This is a genomic window from Mesorhizobium sp. M0244 (genome assembly GCF_040321795.1).
Taxonomy (GTDB): domain Bacteria; phylum Pseudomonadota; class Alphaproteobacteria; order Rhizobiales; family Rhizobiaceae; genus Mesorhizobium.
Window position 1 is genome coordinate 36,336 of sequence record NZ_JAMYSE010000024.1, and the last position, 17,870, is coordinate 54,205.

Below are 17,870 nucleotides of genomic sequence, written 5' to 3' on the forward strand. Positions count from 1 at the left end.
TGATGCCGCATAACATCCTTGTCGCCGACGACGATCCGCATATCCGCGAAATCATCTGCTTCGCGCTTGAAAAGGCCGGCATGAAAACGGTGGCGGTGCCGGACGGCGGCGCTGCCCTGCGAGCGATCGAATGCCGCGCGCCCGATCTCGTCGTGCTCGACATCGGCATGCCGGAAATGGACGGGCTGGAAGTGTGCCGGCGGCTTCGCCACACATCCGACGTGCCGGTGCTGTTCCTGTCCGCGCGGGATGAAGAGATCGACCGCATCCTCGGGCTGGAAATGGGCGGCGACGACTATGTCACCAAGCCGTTCAGCCCGCGCGAGCTGGTCGCCCGCGTCAACGTCATCCTGCGCCGCGCCCGGCCTGCGCCCGAACCAGCCGACGATCGGCAATTCTCGCATGGCAGACTGGCCTTGGTGCCGGCAAGCCATTCAGCCAGCTTCGACGGCAAGCCGCTGGTGCTGACAGGCATCGAATTCGCGATCCTGAAAGGGTTTTTGGCGCGGCCGGCGCATGTGCTCGGCCGCGACATGGTGATGGCCAATGCCTATGCCGCCAACATCCACGTCGCCGACCGCACCGTCGACAGCCATATCCGCAATATCCGCGCCAAGCTGGTGGCGGTCGGCTGCGTCGATGCGATCGAGACCGTGCATGGCGTCGGCTTCCGGCTCGGCCGATGCGGGGGGTGATCCCGCAGAAATGGCGGCCTCACCTCGCCACGGTCGTCATCGCCATCCTGATCATGGTGATGGCGCTGCCGCTGGCCGGCCTGTTTTTCTTCCGGCTCTACGAGAACCAGCTGATCCGCCAGACCGAGGCCGAGCTGATCGCGCAAGGTGCAGCCCTTGCCGCGATCTATGCGCAACAGGTCCGTGGCGCCGGTCTTGCCCCGGAAAAGCTCGGCGCACCCATGCCTTCACCCGGTGCCAGCGATCGGGCTTCTCCCTACCAGCCGATCGAACCGCGCCTCGACCTTGCGTCCGACAGGATCCTGCCGACCCGGCCCGCGGCCACTGCGGCCAGCGTCGATCCTGCCTTCGCAGCGATCGGCGCACGCCTTTCGGGCATTCTTGCCGAGACGCAGAAAACCACGCTGGCCGGGTTTAGGCTGCTCGACCCCGGAGGCGTGGTCATTGCCGGCCGTGAGGAGGCCGGCCTGTCGCTCGCCGCTGTCGACGAGATTCGCGCAGCGCTTGCCGGCCGTTATGCCAGCGCGCTCAGGCTGCGGGTTCCCGACCAGCCGTCGCCGCCGCTCTATTCGGTCAGCCGCGGCACCAAGGTTCGCGTCTTCGTCGCCATACCGGTTGCGGTCTCCGGCAAGGTCGCCGGCGTGGTCTATCTGTCGCGGACGCCGAACAACATCGTCAAGCATCTCCATGGCGAGCGCGGCAAGGTGGCGCTGGCGGCAATCGCCATCCTTGGCGGCACGCTGCTCATCGGGCTTGTTTTCCTGCGCACCGTCAGCCGGCCGATCTATGCGCTGATCGAGCGCACGAAGCGCATCGCCGCCGGCGACCGTGAGGCGATCAGGCCGCTCGATCACCACGGCACGCGCGAGATGGCTGCGCTCTCCGCCGCCTTCCTAGACATGGCCGAAAAGCTGCACGCACGCTCCGACGGCATCCAGACCTTCGCCACCCACGTCTCCCACGAACTCAAATCGCCGCTGACGGCGATCCAGGGAGCCGCCGAACTGCTGCGCGATTCGGGCGGCGCGATGGACGAGGCCGAGCGGCGGCGCTTTTCCAACAACATCGTCACCGATGCCGGCCGGCTTAACCTCCTGGTTCGCCGCTTGCTCGACCTGGCGCGCGCCGAAAATCTCGAGCCCAGCGGCGAAAGCACGTCGCTCACTGCTGCGCTGGCGCTTCTCCCGGCCGACGACAGGCTGGCGGTGCGCCTCGAGGCGGGCGCCGAGATCGGTCTGCGCATGTCGGCCGAAAACGCCGCGATCGTGCTGGCCAATCTCATCGACAATTCGGCGCGGCACGGCGCGACGCTGGTTTCGGTCACGGCAGCAAGCGCGGACGGCAAGGCCGCCATTCTGGTGGACGACGACGGCGCCGGCATTTCGCCCAGCAACCGGGCGCGCATCTTCGAGCCGTTCTTCACCACGCGGCGCGATTCCGGCGGCACCGGCATGGGCCTCGGCATCGTGCTGGCCCTCCTGAAAGCGCATGATGGCACGATCCGGCTGGTTGACTCGGCGAGCGGCACGCGCTTCGAGATCATCCTGCCGACGTGACTCGGCGATTCAGACCGGAAGGGCGAAAAAAGTGCGCTACGACATCGTCATCATCGGCGGAGCCATCGTCGGCTCCTCGATCGCCTATTACCTGCGCGAGGAAGGGTTTTCGGGCTCGATTGTGCTTATCGAGCGCGACCCGCAATTTTCCCATGCGGCGACCACGCTGTCCTGTGCCTCCATCCGCCAGCAGTTTTCGATCCCGGAAAACATCCGGCTGTCGCAGTTCACACTGAAACTGTTCCGGCGACTCAGGGAAGAGTTTGGCGCGGACGCCGATATCGGCTTTCGCGAAGGTGGTTATCTCATCCTTGCCGGCGAAAACGGGCTGCCGATTCTGCGGGCCAACCACGAGGCGCAGATGGCCGAGGGCGCGGACATCGTGCTCGAGGATGCGGAGGCGCTCGTCCGCCGGTTTCCCTGGCTGTCGGCCGAGGGCATCACTGCCGGGGCCTACGGCCGCAGCGGCGAAGGCTGGTTCGACGCGCACGCGATGCTGATGCTGTTCCGCAAGGCGCTACGGACGAAGAACATCGACTTCATCACAGCGTCGGTGACCGGTATTGAGCGGCGAGGCGAGCGCATCACCGGTGTGACTCTCGACAATGGCGAACGGCTCGAGGCCGGCACCGTCGTCAACGCCGCCGGGCCGAATGCCGGCAAGGTGGCCGCAATGGCCGGGCTGACACTGCCGGTGGAGCCGCGCAAGCGCAACGTCTTCGTCTTCGAGGCGCGCGAGAAATATGACGACATGCCGCTGCTGGTCGACCCGAGCGGCATCTATGTCCGGCCGGAAGGCTCGGTCTACATCACCGGCGGCGCCGAGCCGGAAGAGGGCGAAGGACCAGCCGACCCCGGCGATTTCGAGCCCGACTGGCCGCTGTTCGAGGAGGTGATCTGGCCGGTGCTGGCGACCCGCATTCCGGCCTTCGAGGCGATCAAGCCGACGCGGGCCTGGGTCGGCCATTACGACTACAACACGCTCGACCAGAACGCGGTGATCGGCCCGCATCCCGAGATCGGGAATTTCCTCTTCGCCAACGGTTTTTCCGGTCACGGCCTGCAGCAGGCGCCGGCGGTCGGCAAGGCGCTGGCCGAGCTTCTGGTGCATGGCGGCTATCGCACGGTGGATTGCTCGGCGTTTGGGTATAGCCGGGTCGCCGAAGGACGGGCGTTTCGGGAGTTGAACGTGATTTGAAGCGGGCAAGCCGCTCAGAAATAAGCCGTTCTGTCGAGTTCCCGCCCACCCCCTCTGGCCTGCCGGCAGCCGTCAGCGCTCACGGCCGAACCAGAATGCGTCCGGCATGCGCGTCATGCCGATGCGTTCATAAAAGCCGACGGCGTCGGGCATGGAAAGCAGGCTTATGGCAACGGAAGGCCCGAGTTGCCGGCGTGCCTCATCCATCAGGCCCTTGCCGATGCCCAGCCCTTGCGCCGATACGGAAACAGCGAGCTCGGAGATATAGCAGACCCAGGAAAAGTCGGTGACGCCGCGAGCGACACCAACCAGTGGCTTGCCAGGCGCATCGAGGCGCGCGGTCAACACCAGACCGGCACGGGCAAGCATCGCCCTCAAACGGGATTCGTCATCGACGGGGCGGTTCGCGCCGAGGCCGGATTCCACCAGAACGCGGCGGAACTCGGCTGTGCCGAGGCCCGGTTCGCTGGCGTAGAGGACCTTGGATCGTGTTGTCATGCCGACAAAAGTGCACCATGGGCCGGTGGTTTTGAAGCTGTTTTGTGCCGATCTTGTGTTTCGATGGACGACGAAGGTCCAAAAACAGCCGCCTTTTATTTGCCCGCGGCTTTGTGTAAACCGGGCGCAAGCAAATTCCCCGCAACGAGAAGAAGACGGGCAAGGACCATGGAAAAATTCACCAAGCTCACTGGCGTCGCCGCGCCGATGCCGATCGTCAATGTCGACACCGACATGATCATTCCCAAGGATTATCTCAAGACGATCAAGCGCACCGGGCTCGGCAGCGGGCTGTTCGCCGAAATGCGCTACAAGGACGACGGTTCGGAAAACCCGGACTTCGTGCTCAACAAGCCGGCCTACCGCAAGGCGCAGATCCTGGTCGCCGGCGACAATTTCGGCTGCGGCTCGAGCCGCGAGCATGCGCCGTGGGCGCTGCTCGATTTCGGCATACGCTGCGTCATCTCGACCTCGTTCGCCGACATTTTCTACAACAACTGCTTCAAGAACGGCATCCTGCCGATCACCGTCAGCCCGGAAGACCTGGAGAAGCTGATGGACGATGCCTCGCGCGGCTCCAACGCGACGCTGTCGATCGATCTCGAGGCCAAGGAAATCCGCGGGCCGGACGGCGGCGTGGTCAAGTTCGACCTCGATGAGTTCAAGCGCCACTGCCTGCTCAACGGGCTCGACGATATCGGCCTGACCATGGAGAAGGCCGGCGCCATCGCCTCGTTCGAGAAGAGGAATGCCGAGCTGCGGCCCTGGGCCTGAGCGGTACGATCTGAACGGGATAGCCCAGCCGCTGCAGGCCGGCTTGGTGGCGGAGGACAGTCATGACACGTTCGCTTGTTGCCGGCGCCTGCGCGCTGGCGTGGATTCTGATGCCGGTGGCTGGCGCGCATGCACAGACCGACATGGTGCTCGTGCCGGCTGACGATGCGTCCGGCGGGGCCGCCGACCAGGGCGCGTCGAGCAATGCGGCCCTAACCGACGATGACAGCCAAGGACCGATCCCGTTCGAGGGTGGGCAGCTGACCATCACCCAGCAGGAGGAGTATGGCGAGAAGGCGCTGGCCTATGACGGCAAGCCGCTGGCCAGCAATTACGACGTGTTCTTCGATAAGGTCGTCAAGGTCGGCGGGGTCAACGTGGCGCTGGTCGATGTCGGCGACGGCGGCAACCAGTGCGGCCCCGCCAAGGTGATCGTCTGGAAACCGGAAGGCGGTACCATCCAGAGCACCACGGTCGAGCAAGACGAATGCGGTGCGCCGCCGGCCGCGGTGTCCGACAGCGCCATCTATTTCGTACCCTATCTTTTGCCCGGCGATTCCAAGCCGGCGCTGCGATGGTCGCCGACGGACGGGCTGACGAATTCCGGCAATCTCACCTACATGCCGGAGCCGGGCACCGACTGGAAAGACATCGATCCATCGAAATACGACAACATCGTCGACGCCTTCCATAACGAAGCGGTCTACAGGCTGGCCGAGACGCTGCTCAGCAAGGATATGCCCGACATGGCAACCAGCCTGCTGGTCGGCGGCGGCACGGAGAAAACCGCGTCGGGCGCCTTTTTCGCCAGTGGCTGCGTGCCGCACGATTGCGGCGGCAATGACGGCTTCATGGCCGTCGACCCGGCCAAGCACAAGCTCTATTTCGCCCGGCGCGGCGACAAGCCAGAGCCGGACGCCTGGCCGGCGGTGAGTACCTGGCCGGCGGAGATCAAGGAAGCGCTGGACAAGGAACTGCGTTCGGCGAATTAGGCGCTTGGCGCGGCGATTGCCACCACGTCTTCGTCACCATGGACGATGATCCATACCCTGGCCTTCGCCAGGAAGGCGGCGGACCAGAATTCTGCACCGCCGAGTTTCTTCCCACCCCCCTCTGCCCCGGCAGGTGCTGTCCCGCCATCATCAATGGTTGCACAGCCCATCCACAGCGTCTGGCCCATGGCCTGATCGGCTCATTCCCTGCAAGATAGCCGCTACGATCGTGAGGAAGCCATGCGAAAACTGATCTCCACCGGCTCGCCCTTCGAGAAGACCGCCGGCTATTCGCGCGCGGTGGTGCAGGGCGACTGGTGTTTCGTGTCCGGAACGACCGGCTACGACTATGCGATCATGTCGATGCCGGAGACGGTCGAGGCGCAGACGCGCAATTGCCTGGCGACGATCGCCAAGGCGCTCGGGGATGGCGGCTTCGAGATGGCCGACGTGGTGCGGGCGCATTACTACATCACCGATGCGGCTTTCGTCGATGTGGTGTTCCCGATCCTCGGCGAGATCTTCGGCGAGATCAGGCCGGCGGCGACGATGATCGTGTGTCAGCTCAACAAGCCGGAGATGAAGATCGAGATCGAGGTGACGGCGCTGCGGCGTACGGTTGGAGCGCGGTCATGAAAGTCCGGCGTATTGTTGCCAACATCGAAACGCCTGACATCGCAGCGGGAAAACGCTTCTATCAGGATGTGCTTGGTCTCGACGTGCTCATGGACCACGGCTGGATCACGACCTACGGCTCGCAAGAAAAAATGAACGTCCAGGTCAGCTTTGCCGTCGAGGGCGGCTCCGGCACGCCGGTGCCTGACCTGTCGATCGAGGTCGACGATGTCGACGCTGCACTTGAAAGCATGAGGAAGGCCGGCTTCGCCGTCGAATACGGTCCGGCGGACGAGCCCTGGGGCGTGCGGCGCTTCTTCGTGCGCGACCCGTTCGGCAGGCTGGTCAACATCCTTTCGCATCTATAGGCGTTTTTGTCTTGAGCATGGGATTTTCCCAAAACCGGTTTCCACTTTTGGGTCCGATGCTCTGAACCGTAGGCTTGCGCGTCGGCCGCTTGGCGTTTAGCAAGGCCGCGTTCATGCGCTAAACGATTGGGACGGTTCTCATGGCTTCGAAAAATCTTCTCCTGCTTGCCGGCGACGGCATCGGCCCCGAGGCGATGGCCGAGGTGAAGAAGCTGATTTCCGCCATGAACGACAAGTTCGGCAGTGATTTCGTCACCGATGAGGGCCTTGTCGGCGGCTGCGCCTATGACGCGCATGGCGCGGCGATTTCCGATACCGACATGGCCAAGGCGATGGCCGCGGACGCGGTGCTGTTCGGCGCCGTCGGCGGGCCGAAATGGGATGCGGTGCCTTACGAGGTGCGCCCGGAGGCAGGTCTTTTGCGCCTGCGCAAGGACATGGAGCTGTTCGCCAATCTCAGACCCGCTATCTGCTATCCGGCGCTGGCGGCGTCCTCCTCGCTCAAGCAGGAAGTCGTCGAGGGCCTCGATATTCTCATCGTGCGCGAGCTCACCGGCGGTGTCTATTTCGGTGAGCCGAAGCAGATCATCGATCTCGGCAACGGCCAGAAGCGCGGCATCGACACCCAGGTCTACGATACGTTCGAAATCGAACGCATTTCGGGCGTTGCCTTCGAATTGGCACGCACGCGCAAGAACCACGTCACCTCGATGGAAAAGCGCAATGTGATGAAATCAGGCGTATTGTGGAACGAGGTCGTTACGCAAACCCACAAGGCGCGCTATGCCGACGTCAAGCTCGACCATATGCTCGCCGATGCCGGCGGCATGCAGCTGGTGCGCTGGCCCAAGCAGTTCGACGTCATCGTCACCGACAATCTGTTCGGCGACATGCTGTCCGACATCGCCGCCATGCTGACCGGCTCGATCGGCATGCTGCCTTCGGCCTCGCTCGGCGCCCCCGATGCCAGGACGAAAAAGCGCAAGGCGCTCTATGAGCCGGTGCACGGCTCGGCGCCCGATATATCAGGCAAGGGCATCGCCAACCCGATCGCCATGATCGCCTCCTTCGCCATGTGCATGCGCTATTCCTTCGGCATGGTGGCCGAAGCCGACCGCCTGGAAGGCGCGATCGCCGCCGTGCTCGACCAGGGCTTGCGCACCAGGGATATTTTGTCCGAGGGGATGACCGAGGTCGGCACCACCGAGATGGGCGACGCGATCATCGCCAAATTCCTGGGCTGAGCCTGTGGCGGTCGACGTCCGCTGGGCGACGACTGAGGATGCGGCGGCACTCCCGCGGTTAAATTTGGACACCCGCCGGCACCGGACCCCACTGGTTTTCGCGCGGCTGGGTCGGGATCAGCGCAAAGATCAGGATGATCACGGTGCCGAAGGTCGGGATCAGGAAAAGCAGGAAGAGCCAGCCGGTCAGGCCGATATCGTGCAGGCGACGCACGTTGAGGCCGAACCACGGCAGGGCTGTTGCCAGCAGGAAGAGGCCAAAGAGGCCGACCGTCACTGCCGGCAATTCACTGTTGTCGAGATTGCCCATGGCGTCGTCGGTGAAGACGCCGAGTCCTATCGCCACGATCAGCGCGATCGTCCAGAACAAGCAATAGCCCCAATATTCCTTGCGGCGGGCACGGCCGGCGAAGTTGAAATAATTCCCGGTCAGGCCCAGCCAGAAATAGCTCCACAGGCCGGTGGATCCGGCGGGACTGTTGTCAGCGGAGCGGCCGAAATGTTGCGGCTGACGTGCCGCGGGCGCATTGCCGGCCTGAGTTGGGGCGGCGGTTGCAGCGGGGGCGTCGGTGGGTGCACTGGCAGGTTGGGCGCGGATCGAAAAAACATCGCGTGCCCGTCCGCCAGCCGGCTCGAATTCGACGGGCGTGCCTCCGGCAACCGATGCTTCGCGGCGCAAGTCCTCTCGCGCGAAGCTGTAGCGGTTGCCGTCGGCTCCGGTAATGAAACCGAAGGCCTGGTCCTCGTCATAGTGAAGAACTTCGCCGCGCATGTCCTGCCACCCCATTGCCCCGCCCCAGACTGTGCAAAGTTGCGGCAGACCGCAAGGGGCCTGCGCGAAATGGAGGGTGCCGGCCATTTACCCCGGCCGTTTCTTCGATTTCTTGTGTTTCGCCGGTCCGCCTTCGAACTTCGCCTTGGCCGATTTCCCGGCCCAGGGCTTTGCCTCGAATGCCGGGCGCTGGTCGGCCGATGGAGCGCGCTTCTCGAATTTGGGCGCGTTTTGATCGAACGTGCGCTTGCCGCGATGCGGCTTCTTGTCGGGCCGTGGCTCCTGATAGCCGGCCCGCGACAAATCGGGCGTGCCGTCCAGTCGCCTGACCGCAATATTGCCCTGCAGCTTGCGGTCGGGGCCGATCGCCGCCAGGAAACGCTCGGCCCAGTCCGCTGCGATCTGCACGAAAGTTTCTTCCGCCTGCATCTTGATGGCGCCGATCTCGCGCTTGGAGATGCCGCCCGTCCGGCACAGCATCGGGATCAGCCAGCGCGGCTCGGCATTCTGCCGGCGTCCGACCGACAGCGAGAACCAGACGCTGTCGCCGAAATCGTCGCGGCGGCTCGGTGCCTCGTCCCGGCGCGCAAATTTTTCGCCCGACGGCGTGAACGGCGCCACGTCGAGAAGATCCTCGGGCGCCGAACGGCTGGAGCGGCACATCCGCACGAAGGCGGCGGCGATCTGTTCTGGCCCGTGCTGGTCGAGAAGCGCCTGGATGAAGCCGCGCTCGTCCTCCTTCATGGGCTCGCCGAAGGCCGGATCCGCGAGAATGCGCTCGTCGTCGCGGCGTATCACGTCGTCGGCCGAGGGCGGGCTCGCCCAAGTCGCCGCCAGACCGGCACTTTGCAGCAGCCGTTCGGTGCGCTTGCGGGCGCTGTTGGGCACGATCAGCGCGCTGACGCCTTTGCGTCCCGCCCGGCCCGTGCGTCCGCTCCGGTGCAGAAGCGTCTCCGGGTTGGTCGGCAGGTCGGCATGGATCACCAGCTCGAGATTGGGCAGGTCGATACCGCGCGCTGCGACGTCGGTGGCGATGCAGACCTTGGCGCGGCCGTCGCGCATCGCTTGCAGCGCATGGCTGCGCTCGTTCTGGCTCAGCTCGCCCGAAAGCGCCACCACGGAAAAGTTGCGGTTGTTGAAGCGCGCCGTCAGGTGATTGACGGCAGCACGGGTGTTGCAGAACACAAGCGCGTTCTTTGCCTCGTAAAAGCGCAGCACGTTGATGATGGCGTTCTCCCGGTCGGCCTGGGCAACGCTCAGCGCCCGGTACTCGATGTCGAGATGCTGCTTCTCCTCGCCGGAAGCCGAGATGCGTACGGCGTCGCGCTGGTAGCCCTTTGCGAGGGTGGCGATAGAGCGTGGCACTGTGGCGGAAAACATCAGCGTGCGGCGCTCGGCAGGGGCGGCGTCGAGGATGAATTCGAGGTCCTCGCGAAAGCCGAGATCGAGCATCTCATCGGCCTCGTCGAGCACAACTGCCTTGAGCGCCGACATGTCGAGCGAATTGCGGGTGATATGGTCGCGCAGGCGGCCGGGCGTGCCGACGACGATATGGGCGCCGCGCTCCAGCGTGCGCCGTTCGGTGCGCATGTCCATGCCGCCGACGCAGGACGCCACCGTGGCCCCGGTCAGCTCGTAGAGCCATTCCAGCTCGCGCGTCACCTGCAGCGCCAGCTCCCGCGTCGGTGCGACGGCCAGCGCCAGGGGCGCCGCGGCGTGGGAAAAGCGCTCGGCACCATCGAGAAGCGTCGGCGCCAAAGCCAGGCCGAAAGCGACGGTCTTGCCGGAGCCGGTCTGGGCTGAAACCAGCGCATCGGCCTGGTCAAGTTCGAGAACGGCCTTTTGCACCGGTGTCAGCTCGACATAGCCGCGTTTTTCCAGCGCCTTTGCCAGCGCGGGAACAATAGCTTCGAAGTTGGACATCTCACTCTTTCGGAATTCGGATTCTCAATACCCGGCGACGGGTCAAATGTCGGCATGCGCCACGCACGGGCGCCACGAGCCAGACGATGCCCGTTCGTACTTCGTGCCGTGGCCATTGTACAGGGCAGTGGTCCGCCTGGTTGCGATTGACTCTTGACGCAAACTGCGTAAAAGCCGGCACCGAACGGGAATGGTTTTTCGATGCGCGGCCTTTTGATGGCGCTCCTTGCCTTCGATATCCCCGGCCCCAATGCGAACCATTGGGCTGGACGCCTTAGCGCGTCTTTCCGTTCCAGCAAAACCACGTTCTTGGTCAAAAAAACCGGTAAAACGACCACCAAAACGGTCTGATTCCCTTGGCCTAACCACCCTCTCCCGGGTCCGGCCCGGGGGTTGAAACCCGCATCGGCCGCGGGTTTCTCCAGAAACCGAGCGGAGAGGGACAGGAGATTTTCGATGAGTTTCAAGGTTGCGATCGTCGGTGCCACGGGCAATGTGGGCCGGGAAATGCTCAACATACTGGAAGAGCGCGGCTTTCCGGTGAGCGAGGTGGTGGCGCTGGCCTCGCGGCGCAGCCAGGGCACGGAAGTGTCGTTCGGCGACCGCACGCTGAAGGTCCGGACGCTCGACCAGTATGATTTTTCCGACACCGACATCTGCATCATGTCGGCCGGCGGCAACGTCTCCAAGGAATGGTCGCCGAAGATCGGCAAGCAGGGCTGCGTCGTCATCGACAATTCGTCGGCCTTCCGCTACGACCAGGACGTGCCGCTGATCGTTCCGGAAGTGAACCCGGACGCGATTTCGCTGTTCACACGCAAGAACATCATTGCCAACCCGAACTGCTCGACGGCGCAGCTGGTTGTGGCACTGAAGCCGTTGCACGACTTCGCCACCATCAAGCGCGTCGTCGTCGCCACCTACCAGTCGGTCTCCGGCGCCGGCAAGGAAGGCATGGACGAATTGTTCACGCAGACGCGGGCCGTGTTCGTCGCCGACCAGGTCGACGTCAAGAAATTCACCAAGCGTATCGCCTTCAACGTCATCCCGCACATCGACGTCTTCCTCGACGACGGCTTCACCAAGGAAGAGTGGAAGATGGTGGCCGAGACCAAGAAGATGCTCGACCCCAAGATCAAGCTGACGGCGACCTGCGTGCGGGTGCCGGTGTTCATCGGCCATTCGGAAGCGGTCAATATCGAGTTCGAAAAGCCGATCACCGCCGATGAAGCGCGCGAGATCCTGCGCGAGGCGCCGGGCTGCCAGGTGATCGACAAGCGCGAGGACGGCGGCTACATCACGCCGCTGGACTCGGCCGGCGAGGACGCCACCTTCATCTCGCGCATCCGTGAGGATTCGACCATCGACAACGGATTGTCGATGTGGATTGTCTCCGACAATCTGCGCAAGGGCGCGGCGCTCAATGCGGTGCAGATCGCGGAGCTGCTGGTCGAGCGCGGGCTGATCCAGCCGAAGAAGAAGGCGGCATAGTTTTCGCTCACTGGCTCGGCCTTCGGCCGGTTTAGTTTCGCTCACGGGCCGCACCGCCGCTTCGCGGCCGGCCCTTCGCGGGAGCGCCGGAAAGCCGGCGGCCCGCAGTCGCGGGCTCGGCCTTCGGCCGATAGCTCCCTTCTCCCCGCTCATGAGGAGAAGGTCCCGGCAGGGGGATGACGGGCGGCACCGGCATCTGAAGTAAACAGCAGGTGCCGGCGTCACAGCGGGCTCTCCTCCGCCAGCTTCTCCAACATCGCCAGCGCCTCCTCCGCCCGGTCGGCGGGCACGAACAGATAGTCGTGGTAGAAGGCCGAGACCGGATTGACGCCCATGCCGGCGGTAGCCAGCCGCGCGGTGATGGCGGCGAGGAAGCCGACCGCTTCCAGCGACGAATGGACGTTCAGCGTCAGCATCCGGCAGCGGAATGTTGGTTGCAGGCCGGCGGCTTTGGCCTCGTCCTCAGGCACGATCAGCGTCGAGCCCTCGTGCTCGTAAAGCAGCATCAGCGGATGAAGCTCGCCGGGAATAGGCGCACCGGGCGGCAAGCTGGCAAAGACATAGACACCGGCTGTCAGCTCCGGTTGCATTCCGGCCAGCAGCGTCTTCAAATCGGTTTCGCCGGCCATGCCATGCCTCCCGGATATTGTGCGGATCACCCTGCCGAGAACCCGCGTTTTGCGGCGATGATTTTGCGGGCCACTTGATCACACGAGACCCGCTTGGTCTGCCGCCGACCTTCTTCATTGGATCAAATCGCCAGGTTGCGAGTTAGGGGGTGCAGCGGCGAGGACGGTACCCTGTTGGAGAGGAACGACAATGAAAAAGGTGATGATCTTGATGGCCCTGCTGGTACCGCTCGGTGCCTGCTCCCGTACTGAGCAAGGCGCGGCAGTCGGCGGCCTGGGCGGTGCGGCGGTCGGCGCCGCAGTGGCCGGCAACCCGACCCAGGGCGCGGTGATCGGCGGCGCGGCCGGCGCTTTGGCCGGTGCGCTGATCGGCCGTGCCAGCGAAAGCGGCCAGTGCCGTTATCGCGGCCGCGACGGTCGTGTGTACATTGCGAGCTGCCCACAAGGATATTGATCGGGCCGCGTCATACGGATCAACTGGCAACAGCAAAACGGCGGGCAGAGGCCCGCCGTTCTGCGACTGGGGATGGATGAATTATTCGGCGCTGGCGGCTTCCGCCTCGGCCGGGGCGGCGGTTGCGGCGGCAACAGCGGCGGCGGCATCTTCCTGCGCCTTCTTCAGCAGCGCTGCGCGCTCCTGCGTCTTTTTGCCGGGCTCGGCCTTCTTCGGGTTGGAGCGGGCTTCGCGCTTGGCGATGCCGGCTTCGTCGAGGAAGCGCAGCACACGGTCGGTCGGCTGGGCGCCGTGCGACAGCCAATGCTTGACGCGCTCGGCGTCGACCTTGACGCGTTCGCCGTCCTTGGGCAGCAGCGGGTTCCACGAGCCGAGCGACTCGATGAAACGGCCGTCGCGCGGCGAACGGGCATCGGCGACGACGACGTGGTAATAGGGACGCTTCTTCGAGCCCGCACGGGCCAGTCGGATTTTCAGTGGCATTTCTTTTCTCCTAAAAAGCTCTGATTTGGTTGATCGGTTGGTGGCTGGTCCTCAGCCGGTTTTCGTCACGCCGTTGGAAGCGGCGATCTGCTCGTGATGGCGGATCACTTCGCGGACGACGAAGTTCAGGAATTTCTCCGCGAAATCCGGGTCGAGATGGGCGTGCTTCGCCAGTTGGCGAAGGCGGGCGATCTGCTCCTGCTCGCGTGCCGGATCGGCCGGCGGCAGCCCATGTTCCGCCTTCAGCACGCCGACCGCTTTGGTGCAGCGGAAGCGCTCGGCCAGCATGTGGATCAGCGCCGCGTCGATGTTGTCGATCGAGGCGCGATAATTGACTAGCGCCGCACGCGCGTCGGCCATGTCCTTTTCTTCGTTCATGGCGCCCTCATTTCTTCTTGCCGAGGCCGGGTAGGCCGCCGCCAGATCCCGGCAAACCAGGAAGCTTCATGCCGCCGGGCAGCCCAGGCAGACCACCGCCACCGGGAAAGCCGCCGGGAAGGCCCTTCATGCCGCCGAGCCCGGCCGCCTGTGCCTGCTTCTGCAAGGCTTCGAGCTGCTTGGGATCCATCTTGGAGAGGTCCGGCATGCCGCCGCCCATCATGCCGCCGGGGCCGCCCGGCATCATGCCACCGAGCCCCATCTTGGAAGCAAGCCCGCCCATCATGCCGCGCATCAGGCCGCCGCCTTTGCCCTTGCCGCCCATCGCCTTCATCATGTCGGCCATGCCGCGATGCATCTTCAACAGCTTGTTGATTTCGGCCGCGTCGGTGCCGGAGCCGGCGGCGATGCGCTTCTTGCGCGAGTGCTTCAGAATATCGGGATTGGCGCGCTCGGCCTTGGTCATCGACGAGATGATGGCGAGCTGGCGGCCGAACATCTTGTCGTCGAGACCGGCGGCGGCCATCTGGTCCTTCATCTTGCCCATGCCAGGCATCATGCCCATGATGCCGCCCATGCCGCCCATTTTCGACATTTGCTGAAGCTGGCCGGCGAGGTCGTTCAGGTCGAACTTGCCCGACTGCATCTTCCTGGCCATCGCCGCCGCCTGCTCGGCGTCAATGTTCTCGGCCGCCTTTTCGACGAGGCTGACGATGTCGCCCATGCCGAGGATGCGGTCGGCGATGCGCTTGGGGTGGAATTCCTCCAGCCCGTCCATTTTTTCGCCGGTGCCGATCAGCTTGATCGGCTTGCCGGTGACGGCGCGCATCGAGAGTGCTGCGCCACCGCGGCCGTCGCCGTCCATACGGGTCAGCACGAGGCCGGTGATGCCGACGCGCTCATCGAAGCTTTTCGCCAGATTGACGGCGTCCTGGCCGGTCAGCGAATCGGCGACCAGCAGGATCTCGTGCGGCGACGACACCTTCTTGATGTCGGCCATCTCGATCATCAGCGGCTCGTCAATATGGGTGCGGCCGGCGGTATCGAGGATGACGACGTCATGGCCGCCGAGCTTTGCCGCCTGCACGGCGCGGCGGGCGATATCGACCGGCGTCTGGCCGGCGACGATCGGCAGCGTGGCGACCTTGACCTGCTCGCCGAGTTGACGGAGCTGCTCCTGCGCGGCGGGACGCCGCGTGTCGAGCGATGCCATCAAGACCTTCTTGTTCTGGCGCTCGGCCAGGCGCTTGGCGATCTTGGCCGAGGTCGTCGTCTTGCCGGAGCCCTGCAGGCCGACCATCATGATGACGACCGGAGCCGGTGCATTGAGGTCGATGGCGACGCCCTCGGCGCCGAGCATCTCGACCAGCTCGTCATGGACGATCTTGACGACCATCTGGCCGGGCTTGATCGACTTGACCACGGCGGCGCCGACGGCCTTCTCGCGCACCTTGTCGGTGAAGGAACGCACCACTTCCAACGCCACGTCGGCCTCGAGCAGCGCACGGCGCACCTCGCGCAGCGCCGCCGAGACATCCGCCTCCGACAGCGCGCCGCGGCCGGTGAGGCCGTTCAGGATCGAACCAAGGCGCTCTTGCAGGGACTCAAACATTGGTCAAACCGCCGTGCGAGAGCGCCTTGGATTCATGCTGATCCCCGTCGGGCCTGCGGCCCTCCACGCCTCTTGTGCGTTCCTGTAGCGATTCAAACATTCTTTTTCCTTTTCCCTGGCACCCGGATGATGCCCGAGAGGTAATGCGTTCGCGCCGACTGTCCAAGCAAAAGCCGGTCCGGGCAAAAGCCCAAAGCCAAAAAGCACCCGGGGGCGCACAGCGCTGCCGGGTGTTGGCCTCCGGGATCGATTTACAGCACTTCACCTCAAAGAGGTTTCGGCGTCCCGGTCGGTTTGCTCGGAGGAATACTCGTCGCGGAATTTGCGGCGTGTAGACAGGAAATCGGCCGCAGAGTCAAGCTTTGGTCAGCGTTGTGCCAGATATGCTCAGGGCGACCAGGCAACGCGCATCAGCGCACGCCGCCGGCGCGCGTCATATCCGGTTCCACTTTCAGCGGTGAGCGCGGATGCAAAAGCAGCAGAACGGTCAACAGGCTGCTGACGATGCCGATCGCGGCGATGAGGACGGCGTCTAAAGCCGTCCAGCCGGCGGCTTCGAGCGGCTTGGCGTTGAACAGGGCGAAGGAATTATAGCTTTGCTGATGCGAAATCAGCAAGAAGCCGGTCAGATTGTTGCCGAGATGGGCGCCGAAGCCAGCACCCAGATTGCCGGTGGCATAGACCAGAAGCGTCAGCAACAGTGCAAAGGCGGCGATCGAGGCCAGCACGCAGGCGTTGATGGCGGTCGTCGAGCTCGGGCTCCAATGCAGGGAGGTGAACAGCAGTCCCGGCAGCAGCGCCCAGATAAATGGATTTTGGAACCGGCTCGCCAGACCCCTGAGCAGATAGCCGCGGAACAGCATCTCCTCCGACGAGGTCTGCAGAAAGGTCAATGCAGCGATCGGGATCAGGAACAAAAGCCAGGACGACAGGCCGATCGTACCGCGCGCAATATCGGGCTGCAGGCCATAAAGCAGGATCTCGGAAAGCAGCGAAGTGATCAGCACCGCGGCCAACCCTTTCAGGAACCCCGACCACGAAATGCGCCGGCTGATGCCGATCAGGGCCGTCAGCTTCTCGCGATGGATCCAGCGCATGGCAGCCCAAAGGCCGAGCCAGATTCCGGCAAAGGAAGCCAGCGCCGCGAGGATGCCCGCGGGCGATGCCATGAAATCCTGCACCGCCCCTCCAGCTGGCGGGGAGGTGCCTGACGACGCCTGCCAGACGGTAAAGGCATAGGTGCCGCCGAACAGCACGGCGACGGTTGTTGCGACCCAGAACAGGACGACGATCGCCGTCCCGAGCAGGAGGCGAGGCAGGGTGGTCTTGTTGTTGGCGGTGTGCCGGTACTGTTGGAAGGCAGTTGGATCGATGGTCACGCGGGCTCGCTGGCTGGTGCTTCGGCTCGCATGGTCTAGAGCATCGGACGCAAAAGTGAAAACCGGTTTTGCAGCAGCAATGCCGGCTGTGGCAATGTCGGGAGTCTGAGCGGCCGCCACTACAGGGCGACCGCTCTGTTGGCGACGTCAGCGCACGACGTACATGATGCGCCTTGTGTCCGGATCGACCAGCGCCGGCTGGCCGTTCACATAGACGTAGCGGTAATTATAGTCCGGAATCTCGCGCAGCTCGACGGTGTCGGGCAAGGTCGCGCCGGTAACCACCTCGCCCTCGAGATAGACCGGATCGAGTCGATTCGTTTCGACATACGTGCGAACCTCGGCCGGCGGTCGCCGGATGGGCTCGATCGCCTCGCCGGCAACGATTGCTCCGGTATAGTTGTCGGAATATTCGACGCTATCGGCGGGCGCTGTCACGACGGCAATGTCGGCGCTGGCCGGACGCTGCGTCAGGACCACGCGGCTGCCGCCGAAATCCGCCGTCACATAGTCGGAATAGACCCAGCCCTGGCCGTTGGCTTCGGCGATGGTGCACCATTTGCTATTGGCAATGCAGCCATCGAGCGTCGCAGACTGGCCGGCGGCGAGCACGCCGATAACCGGATATTGCGGGCCGGGGCCGGCGCGTACATTGAGATCGGTGATGGCCGAGACGGCGGTGTCGGCCAAAGCAGAGCCCGACATCGCTGTGAGCGCGCCGGCCACCGCCGGAAACAATATGCGTTTCATGATCTTCTCTCCGTTTGCACAGTCCCTCGGGACCGAAAACGAAGCAAAGCCGCATGCGT

At 64.3% G+C, this 17,870-nt stretch carries 20 protein-coding genes; 10 read left to right on the forward strand and 10 right to left on the reverse strand.

From position 1 onward, the window contains the following. The first annotated feature begins 2 nt into the window (after positions 1 to 2). From NKJ08_RS16790 to NKJ08_RS16800, 3 genes are read left to right on the forward strand one after another with little or no spacing between them, the layout of a single operon-like run. On the forward strand, positions 3 to 695 hold the full coding sequence (locus tag NKJ08_RS16790; protein ID WP_352528033.1) for a response regulator: 693 nt from the start codon (positions 3 to 5) through the stop codon (positions 693 to 695). Next, complete coding sequence (locus tag NKJ08_RS16795; RefSeq protein ID WP_352528031.1) at positions 683 to 2,251, forward strand: ATP-binding protein; 1,569 nt, start codon at positions 683 to 685, stop codon at positions 2,249 to 2,251. Before NKJ08_RS16790 ends, NKJ08_RS16795 begins: the two co-directional genes overlap by 13 nt. Positions 2,252 to 2,282: 31 nt before the next feature. Continuing rightward, positions 2,283 to 3,449: an NAD(P)/FAD-dependent oxidoreductase gene (locus tag NKJ08_RS16800; protein WP_352782357.1), complete on the forward strand. Its 1,167-nt coding sequence runs from the start codon at positions 2,283 to 2,285 to the stop codon at positions 3,447 to 3,449. 72 nt (positions 3,450 to 3,521) lie between these two features. Here NKJ08_RS16800 and NKJ08_RS16805 read toward each other — a convergent pair whose 3' ends face one another. Next, positions 3,522 to 3,947, reverse strand: a complete 426-nt coding sequence (locus tag NKJ08_RS16805) for a GNAT family N-acetyltransferase (RefSeq protein ID WP_352528027.1) — start codon at positions 3,945 to 3,947, stop codon at positions 3,522 to 3,524. A gap of 168 nt (positions 3,948 to 4,115) precedes the next feature. Here NKJ08_RS16805 and leuD point away from each other — a divergent pair, with 168 nt between their 5' ends. Further along, positions 4,116 to 4,721 (forward strand): 3-isopropylmalate dehydratase small subunit, encoded by a 606-nt coding sequence (leuD, locus tag NKJ08_RS16810; RefSeq protein WP_352528025.1) that lies wholly within the window; start codon positions 4,116 to 4,118, stop codon positions 4,719 to 4,721. Positions 4,722 to 4,783: 62 nt separating this feature from the next. After that, positions 4,784 to 5,713, forward strand: coding sequence for an Ivy family c-type lysozyme inhibitor (locus NKJ08_RS16815; RefSeq protein ID WP_352528023.1), 930 nt, complete (start codon positions 4,784 to 4,786; stop codon positions 5,711 to 5,713). Here NKJ08_RS16815 and NKJ08_RS16820 read toward each other — a convergent pair. Further along, a complete protein-coding gene (locus tag NKJ08_RS16820) occupies positions 5,710 to 5,901 on the reverse strand; it encodes a hypothetical protein (protein ID WP_352528021.1) in 192 nt (63 codons plus the stop codon). The genes NKJ08_RS16815 and NKJ08_RS16820 overlap by 4 nt on opposite strands. A gap of 52 nt (positions 5,902 to 5,953) precedes the next feature. On the opposite strand from NKJ08_RS16820, the gene NKJ08_RS16825 reads away from it, so the two are divergent. The 3 genes from NKJ08_RS16825 (at position 5,954) to leuB (ending at position 7,940) form a co-directional block, all read left to right on the forward strand. Beyond that, positions 5,954 to 6,349 carry a RidA family protein gene (locus tag NKJ08_RS16825; protein ID WP_352528019.1) on the forward strand — a complete coding sequence of 132 codons (396 nt, stop codon included), beginning with the start codon at positions 5,954 to 5,956 and terminating at the stop codon, positions 6,347 to 6,349. Further along, positions 6,346 to 6,696, forward strand: coding sequence for a VOC family protein (locus NKJ08_RS16830; protein ID WP_352528017.1), 351 nt, complete (start codon positions 6,346 to 6,348; stop codon positions 6,694 to 6,696). The genes NKJ08_RS16825 and NKJ08_RS16830 overlap by 4 nt, the downstream gene beginning before the upstream one ends. A 140-nt stretch (positions 6,697 to 6,836) precedes the next feature. After that, the gene (gene leuB / locus NKJ08_RS16835; RefSeq protein WP_352528015.1) at positions 6,837 to 7,940 is read left to right on the forward strand and encodes a 3-isopropylmalate dehydrogenase; all 1,104 of its coding nucleotides are present in this window, start codon (positions 6,837 to 6,839) and stop codon (positions 7,938 to 7,940) included. 58 nt (positions 7,941 to 7,998) lie between these two features. Here the strand turns inward: leuB and NKJ08_RS16840 are convergent, their stop codons facing one another. Next, a complete protein-coding gene (locus tag NKJ08_RS16840; RefSeq protein ID WP_352528013.1) occupies positions 7,999 to 8,712 on the reverse strand; it encodes a DUF805 domain-containing protein in 714 nt (237 codons plus the stop codon). Between the two features lie 87 nt (positions 8,713 to 8,799). Beyond that, positions 8,800 to 10,635 (reverse strand): DEAD/DEAH box helicase, encoded by a 1,836-nt coding sequence (locus tag NKJ08_RS16845; protein ID WP_352528011.1) that lies wholly within the window; start codon positions 10,633 to 10,635, stop codon positions 8,800 to 8,802. A gap of 456 nt (positions 10,636 to 11,091) precedes the next feature. Here NKJ08_RS16845 and NKJ08_RS16850 point away from each other — a divergent pair, with 456 nt between their 5' ends. Next, positions 11,092 to 12,126 carry an aspartate-semialdehyde dehydrogenase gene (locus NKJ08_RS16850; protein ID WP_352528009.1) on the forward strand — a complete coding sequence of 345 codons (1,035 nt, stop codon included), beginning with the start codon at positions 11,092 to 11,094 and terminating at the stop codon, positions 12,124 to 12,126. A 221-nt stretch (positions 12,127 to 12,347) separates the two neighbouring features. On the opposite strand, the gene NKJ08_RS16855 is transcribed toward NKJ08_RS16850, so the two are convergent. Then, positions 12,348 to 12,755, reverse strand: coding sequence for an ACT domain-containing protein (locus tag NKJ08_RS16855; protein ID WP_352528007.1), 408 nt, complete (start codon positions 12,753 to 12,755; stop codon positions 12,348 to 12,350). 190 nt (positions 12,756 to 12,945) lie between these two features. Between NKJ08_RS16855 and NKJ08_RS16860 the strand changes: the two genes are divergently transcribed. Next, positions 12,946 to 13,209, forward strand: coding sequence for a YMGG-like glycine zipper-containing protein (locus NKJ08_RS16860; protein ID WP_352528005.1), 264 nt, complete (start codon positions 12,946 to 12,948; stop codon positions 13,207 to 13,209). An 81-nt stretch (positions 13,210 to 13,290) separates the two neighbouring features. On the opposite strand, the gene rpsP is transcribed toward NKJ08_RS16860, so the two are convergent. The 5 genes from rpsP to NKJ08_RS16885 form a co-directional block, all read right to left on the reverse strand. Then, a complete protein-coding gene (gene rpsP / locus NKJ08_RS16865; RefSeq protein WP_352528003.1) occupies positions 13,291 to 13,692 on the reverse strand; it encodes a 30S ribosomal protein S16 in 402 nt (133 codons plus the stop codon). Positions 13,693 to 13,743: 51 nt separating this feature from the next. Then, entirely contained in the window at positions 13,744 to 14,070 is a 327-nt protein-coding gene (locus NKJ08_RS16870) for a chorismate mutase (RefSeq protein WP_352782361.1), read from the reverse strand. Between the two features lie 7 nt (positions 14,071 to 14,077). Beyond that, entirely contained in the window at positions 14,078 to 15,682 is a 1,605-nt protein-coding gene (gene ffh / locus NKJ08_RS16875) for a signal recognition particle protein (protein ID WP_352528000.1), read from the reverse strand. A gap of 410 nt (positions 15,683 to 16,092) precedes the next feature. Beyond that, positions 16,093 to 17,061: a CPBP family intramembrane glutamic endopeptidase gene (locus tag NKJ08_RS16880; RefSeq protein WP_352527998.1), complete on the reverse strand. Its 969-nt coding sequence runs from the start codon at positions 17,059 to 17,061 to the stop codon at positions 16,093 to 16,095. 147 nt (positions 17,062 to 17,208) lie between these two features. Further along, the gene (locus tag NKJ08_RS16885) at positions 17,209 to 17,811 is read right to left on the reverse strand and encodes a DUF1236 domain-containing protein (protein WP_352527996.1); all 603 of its coding nucleotides are present in this window, start codon (positions 17,809 to 17,811) and stop codon (positions 17,209 to 17,211) included. Positions 17,812 to 17,870 lie beyond the last annotated feature (59 nt).

Coding starts and splice junctions, on each gene's coding strand:
- NKJ08_RS16790 (WP_352528033.1), top strand. CDS start 3: ATGCCGCATAACATCCTTGTCGCCGACGACGATCCGCATATCCGCGAA.
- NKJ08_RS16795 (WP_352528031.1), top strand. CDS start 683: ATGCGGGGGGTGATCCCGCAGAAATGGCGGCCTCACCTCGCCACGGTC.
- NKJ08_RS16805 (WP_352528027.1), bottom strand. CDS start 3,947: ATGACAACACGATCCAAGGTCCTCTACGCCAGCGAACCGGGCCTCGGC.
- leuD (WP_352528025.1), top strand. CDS start 4,116: ATGGAAAAATTCACCAAGCTCACTGGCGTCGCCGCGCCGATGCCGATC.
- NKJ08_RS16815 (WP_352528023.1), top strand. CDS start 4,784: ATGACACGTTCGCTTGTTGCCGGCGCCTGCGCGCTGGCGTGGATTCTG.
- NKJ08_RS16820 (WP_352528021.1), bottom strand. CDS start 5,901: ATGGGCCAGACGCTGTGGATGGGCTGTGCAACCATTGATGATGGCGGG.
- NKJ08_RS16825 (WP_352528019.1), top strand. CDS start 5,954: ATGCGAAAACTGATCTCCACCGGCTCGCCCTTCGAGAAGACCGCCGGC.
- NKJ08_RS16830 (WP_352528017.1), top strand. CDS start 6,346: ATGAAAGTCCGGCGTATTGTTGCCAACATCGAAACGCCTGACATCGCA.
- leuB (WP_352528015.1), top strand. CDS start 6,837: ATGGCTTCGAAAAATCTTCTCCTGCTTGCCGGCGACGGCATCGGCCCC.
- NKJ08_RS16840 (WP_352528013.1), bottom strand. CDS start 8,712: ATGCGCGGCGAAGTTCTTCACTATGACGAGGACCAGGCCTTCGGTTTC.
- NKJ08_RS16845 (WP_352528011.1), bottom strand. CDS start 10,635: ATGTCCAACTTCGAAGCTATTGTTCCCGCGCTGGCAAAGGCGCTGGAA.
- NKJ08_RS16850 (WP_352528009.1), top strand. CDS start 11,092: ATGAGTTTCAAGGTTGCGATCGTCGGTGCCACGGGCAATGTGGGCCGG.
- NKJ08_RS16855 (WP_352528007.1), bottom strand. CDS start 12,755: ATGGCCGGCGAAACCGATTTGAAGACGCTGCTGGCCGGAATGCAACCG.
- NKJ08_RS16860 (WP_352528005.1), top strand. CDS start 12,946: ATGAAAAAGGTGATGATCTTGATGGCCCTGCTGGTACCGCTCGGTGCC.
- rpsP (WP_352528003.1), bottom strand. CDS start 13,692: ATGCCACTGAAAATCCGACTGGCCCGTGCGGGCTCGAAGAAGCGTCCC.
- NKJ08_RS16870 (WP_352782361.1), bottom strand. CDS start 14,070: ATGAACGAAGAAAAGGACATGGCCGACGCGCGTGCGGCGCTAGTCAAT.
- ffh (WP_352528000.1), bottom strand. CDS start 15,682: ATGTTTGAGTCCCTGCAAGAGCGCCTTGGTTCGATCCTGAACGGCCTC.
- NKJ08_RS16885 (WP_352527996.1), bottom strand. CDS start 17,811: ATGAAACGCATATTGTTTCCGGCGGTGGCCGGCGCGCTCACAGCGATG.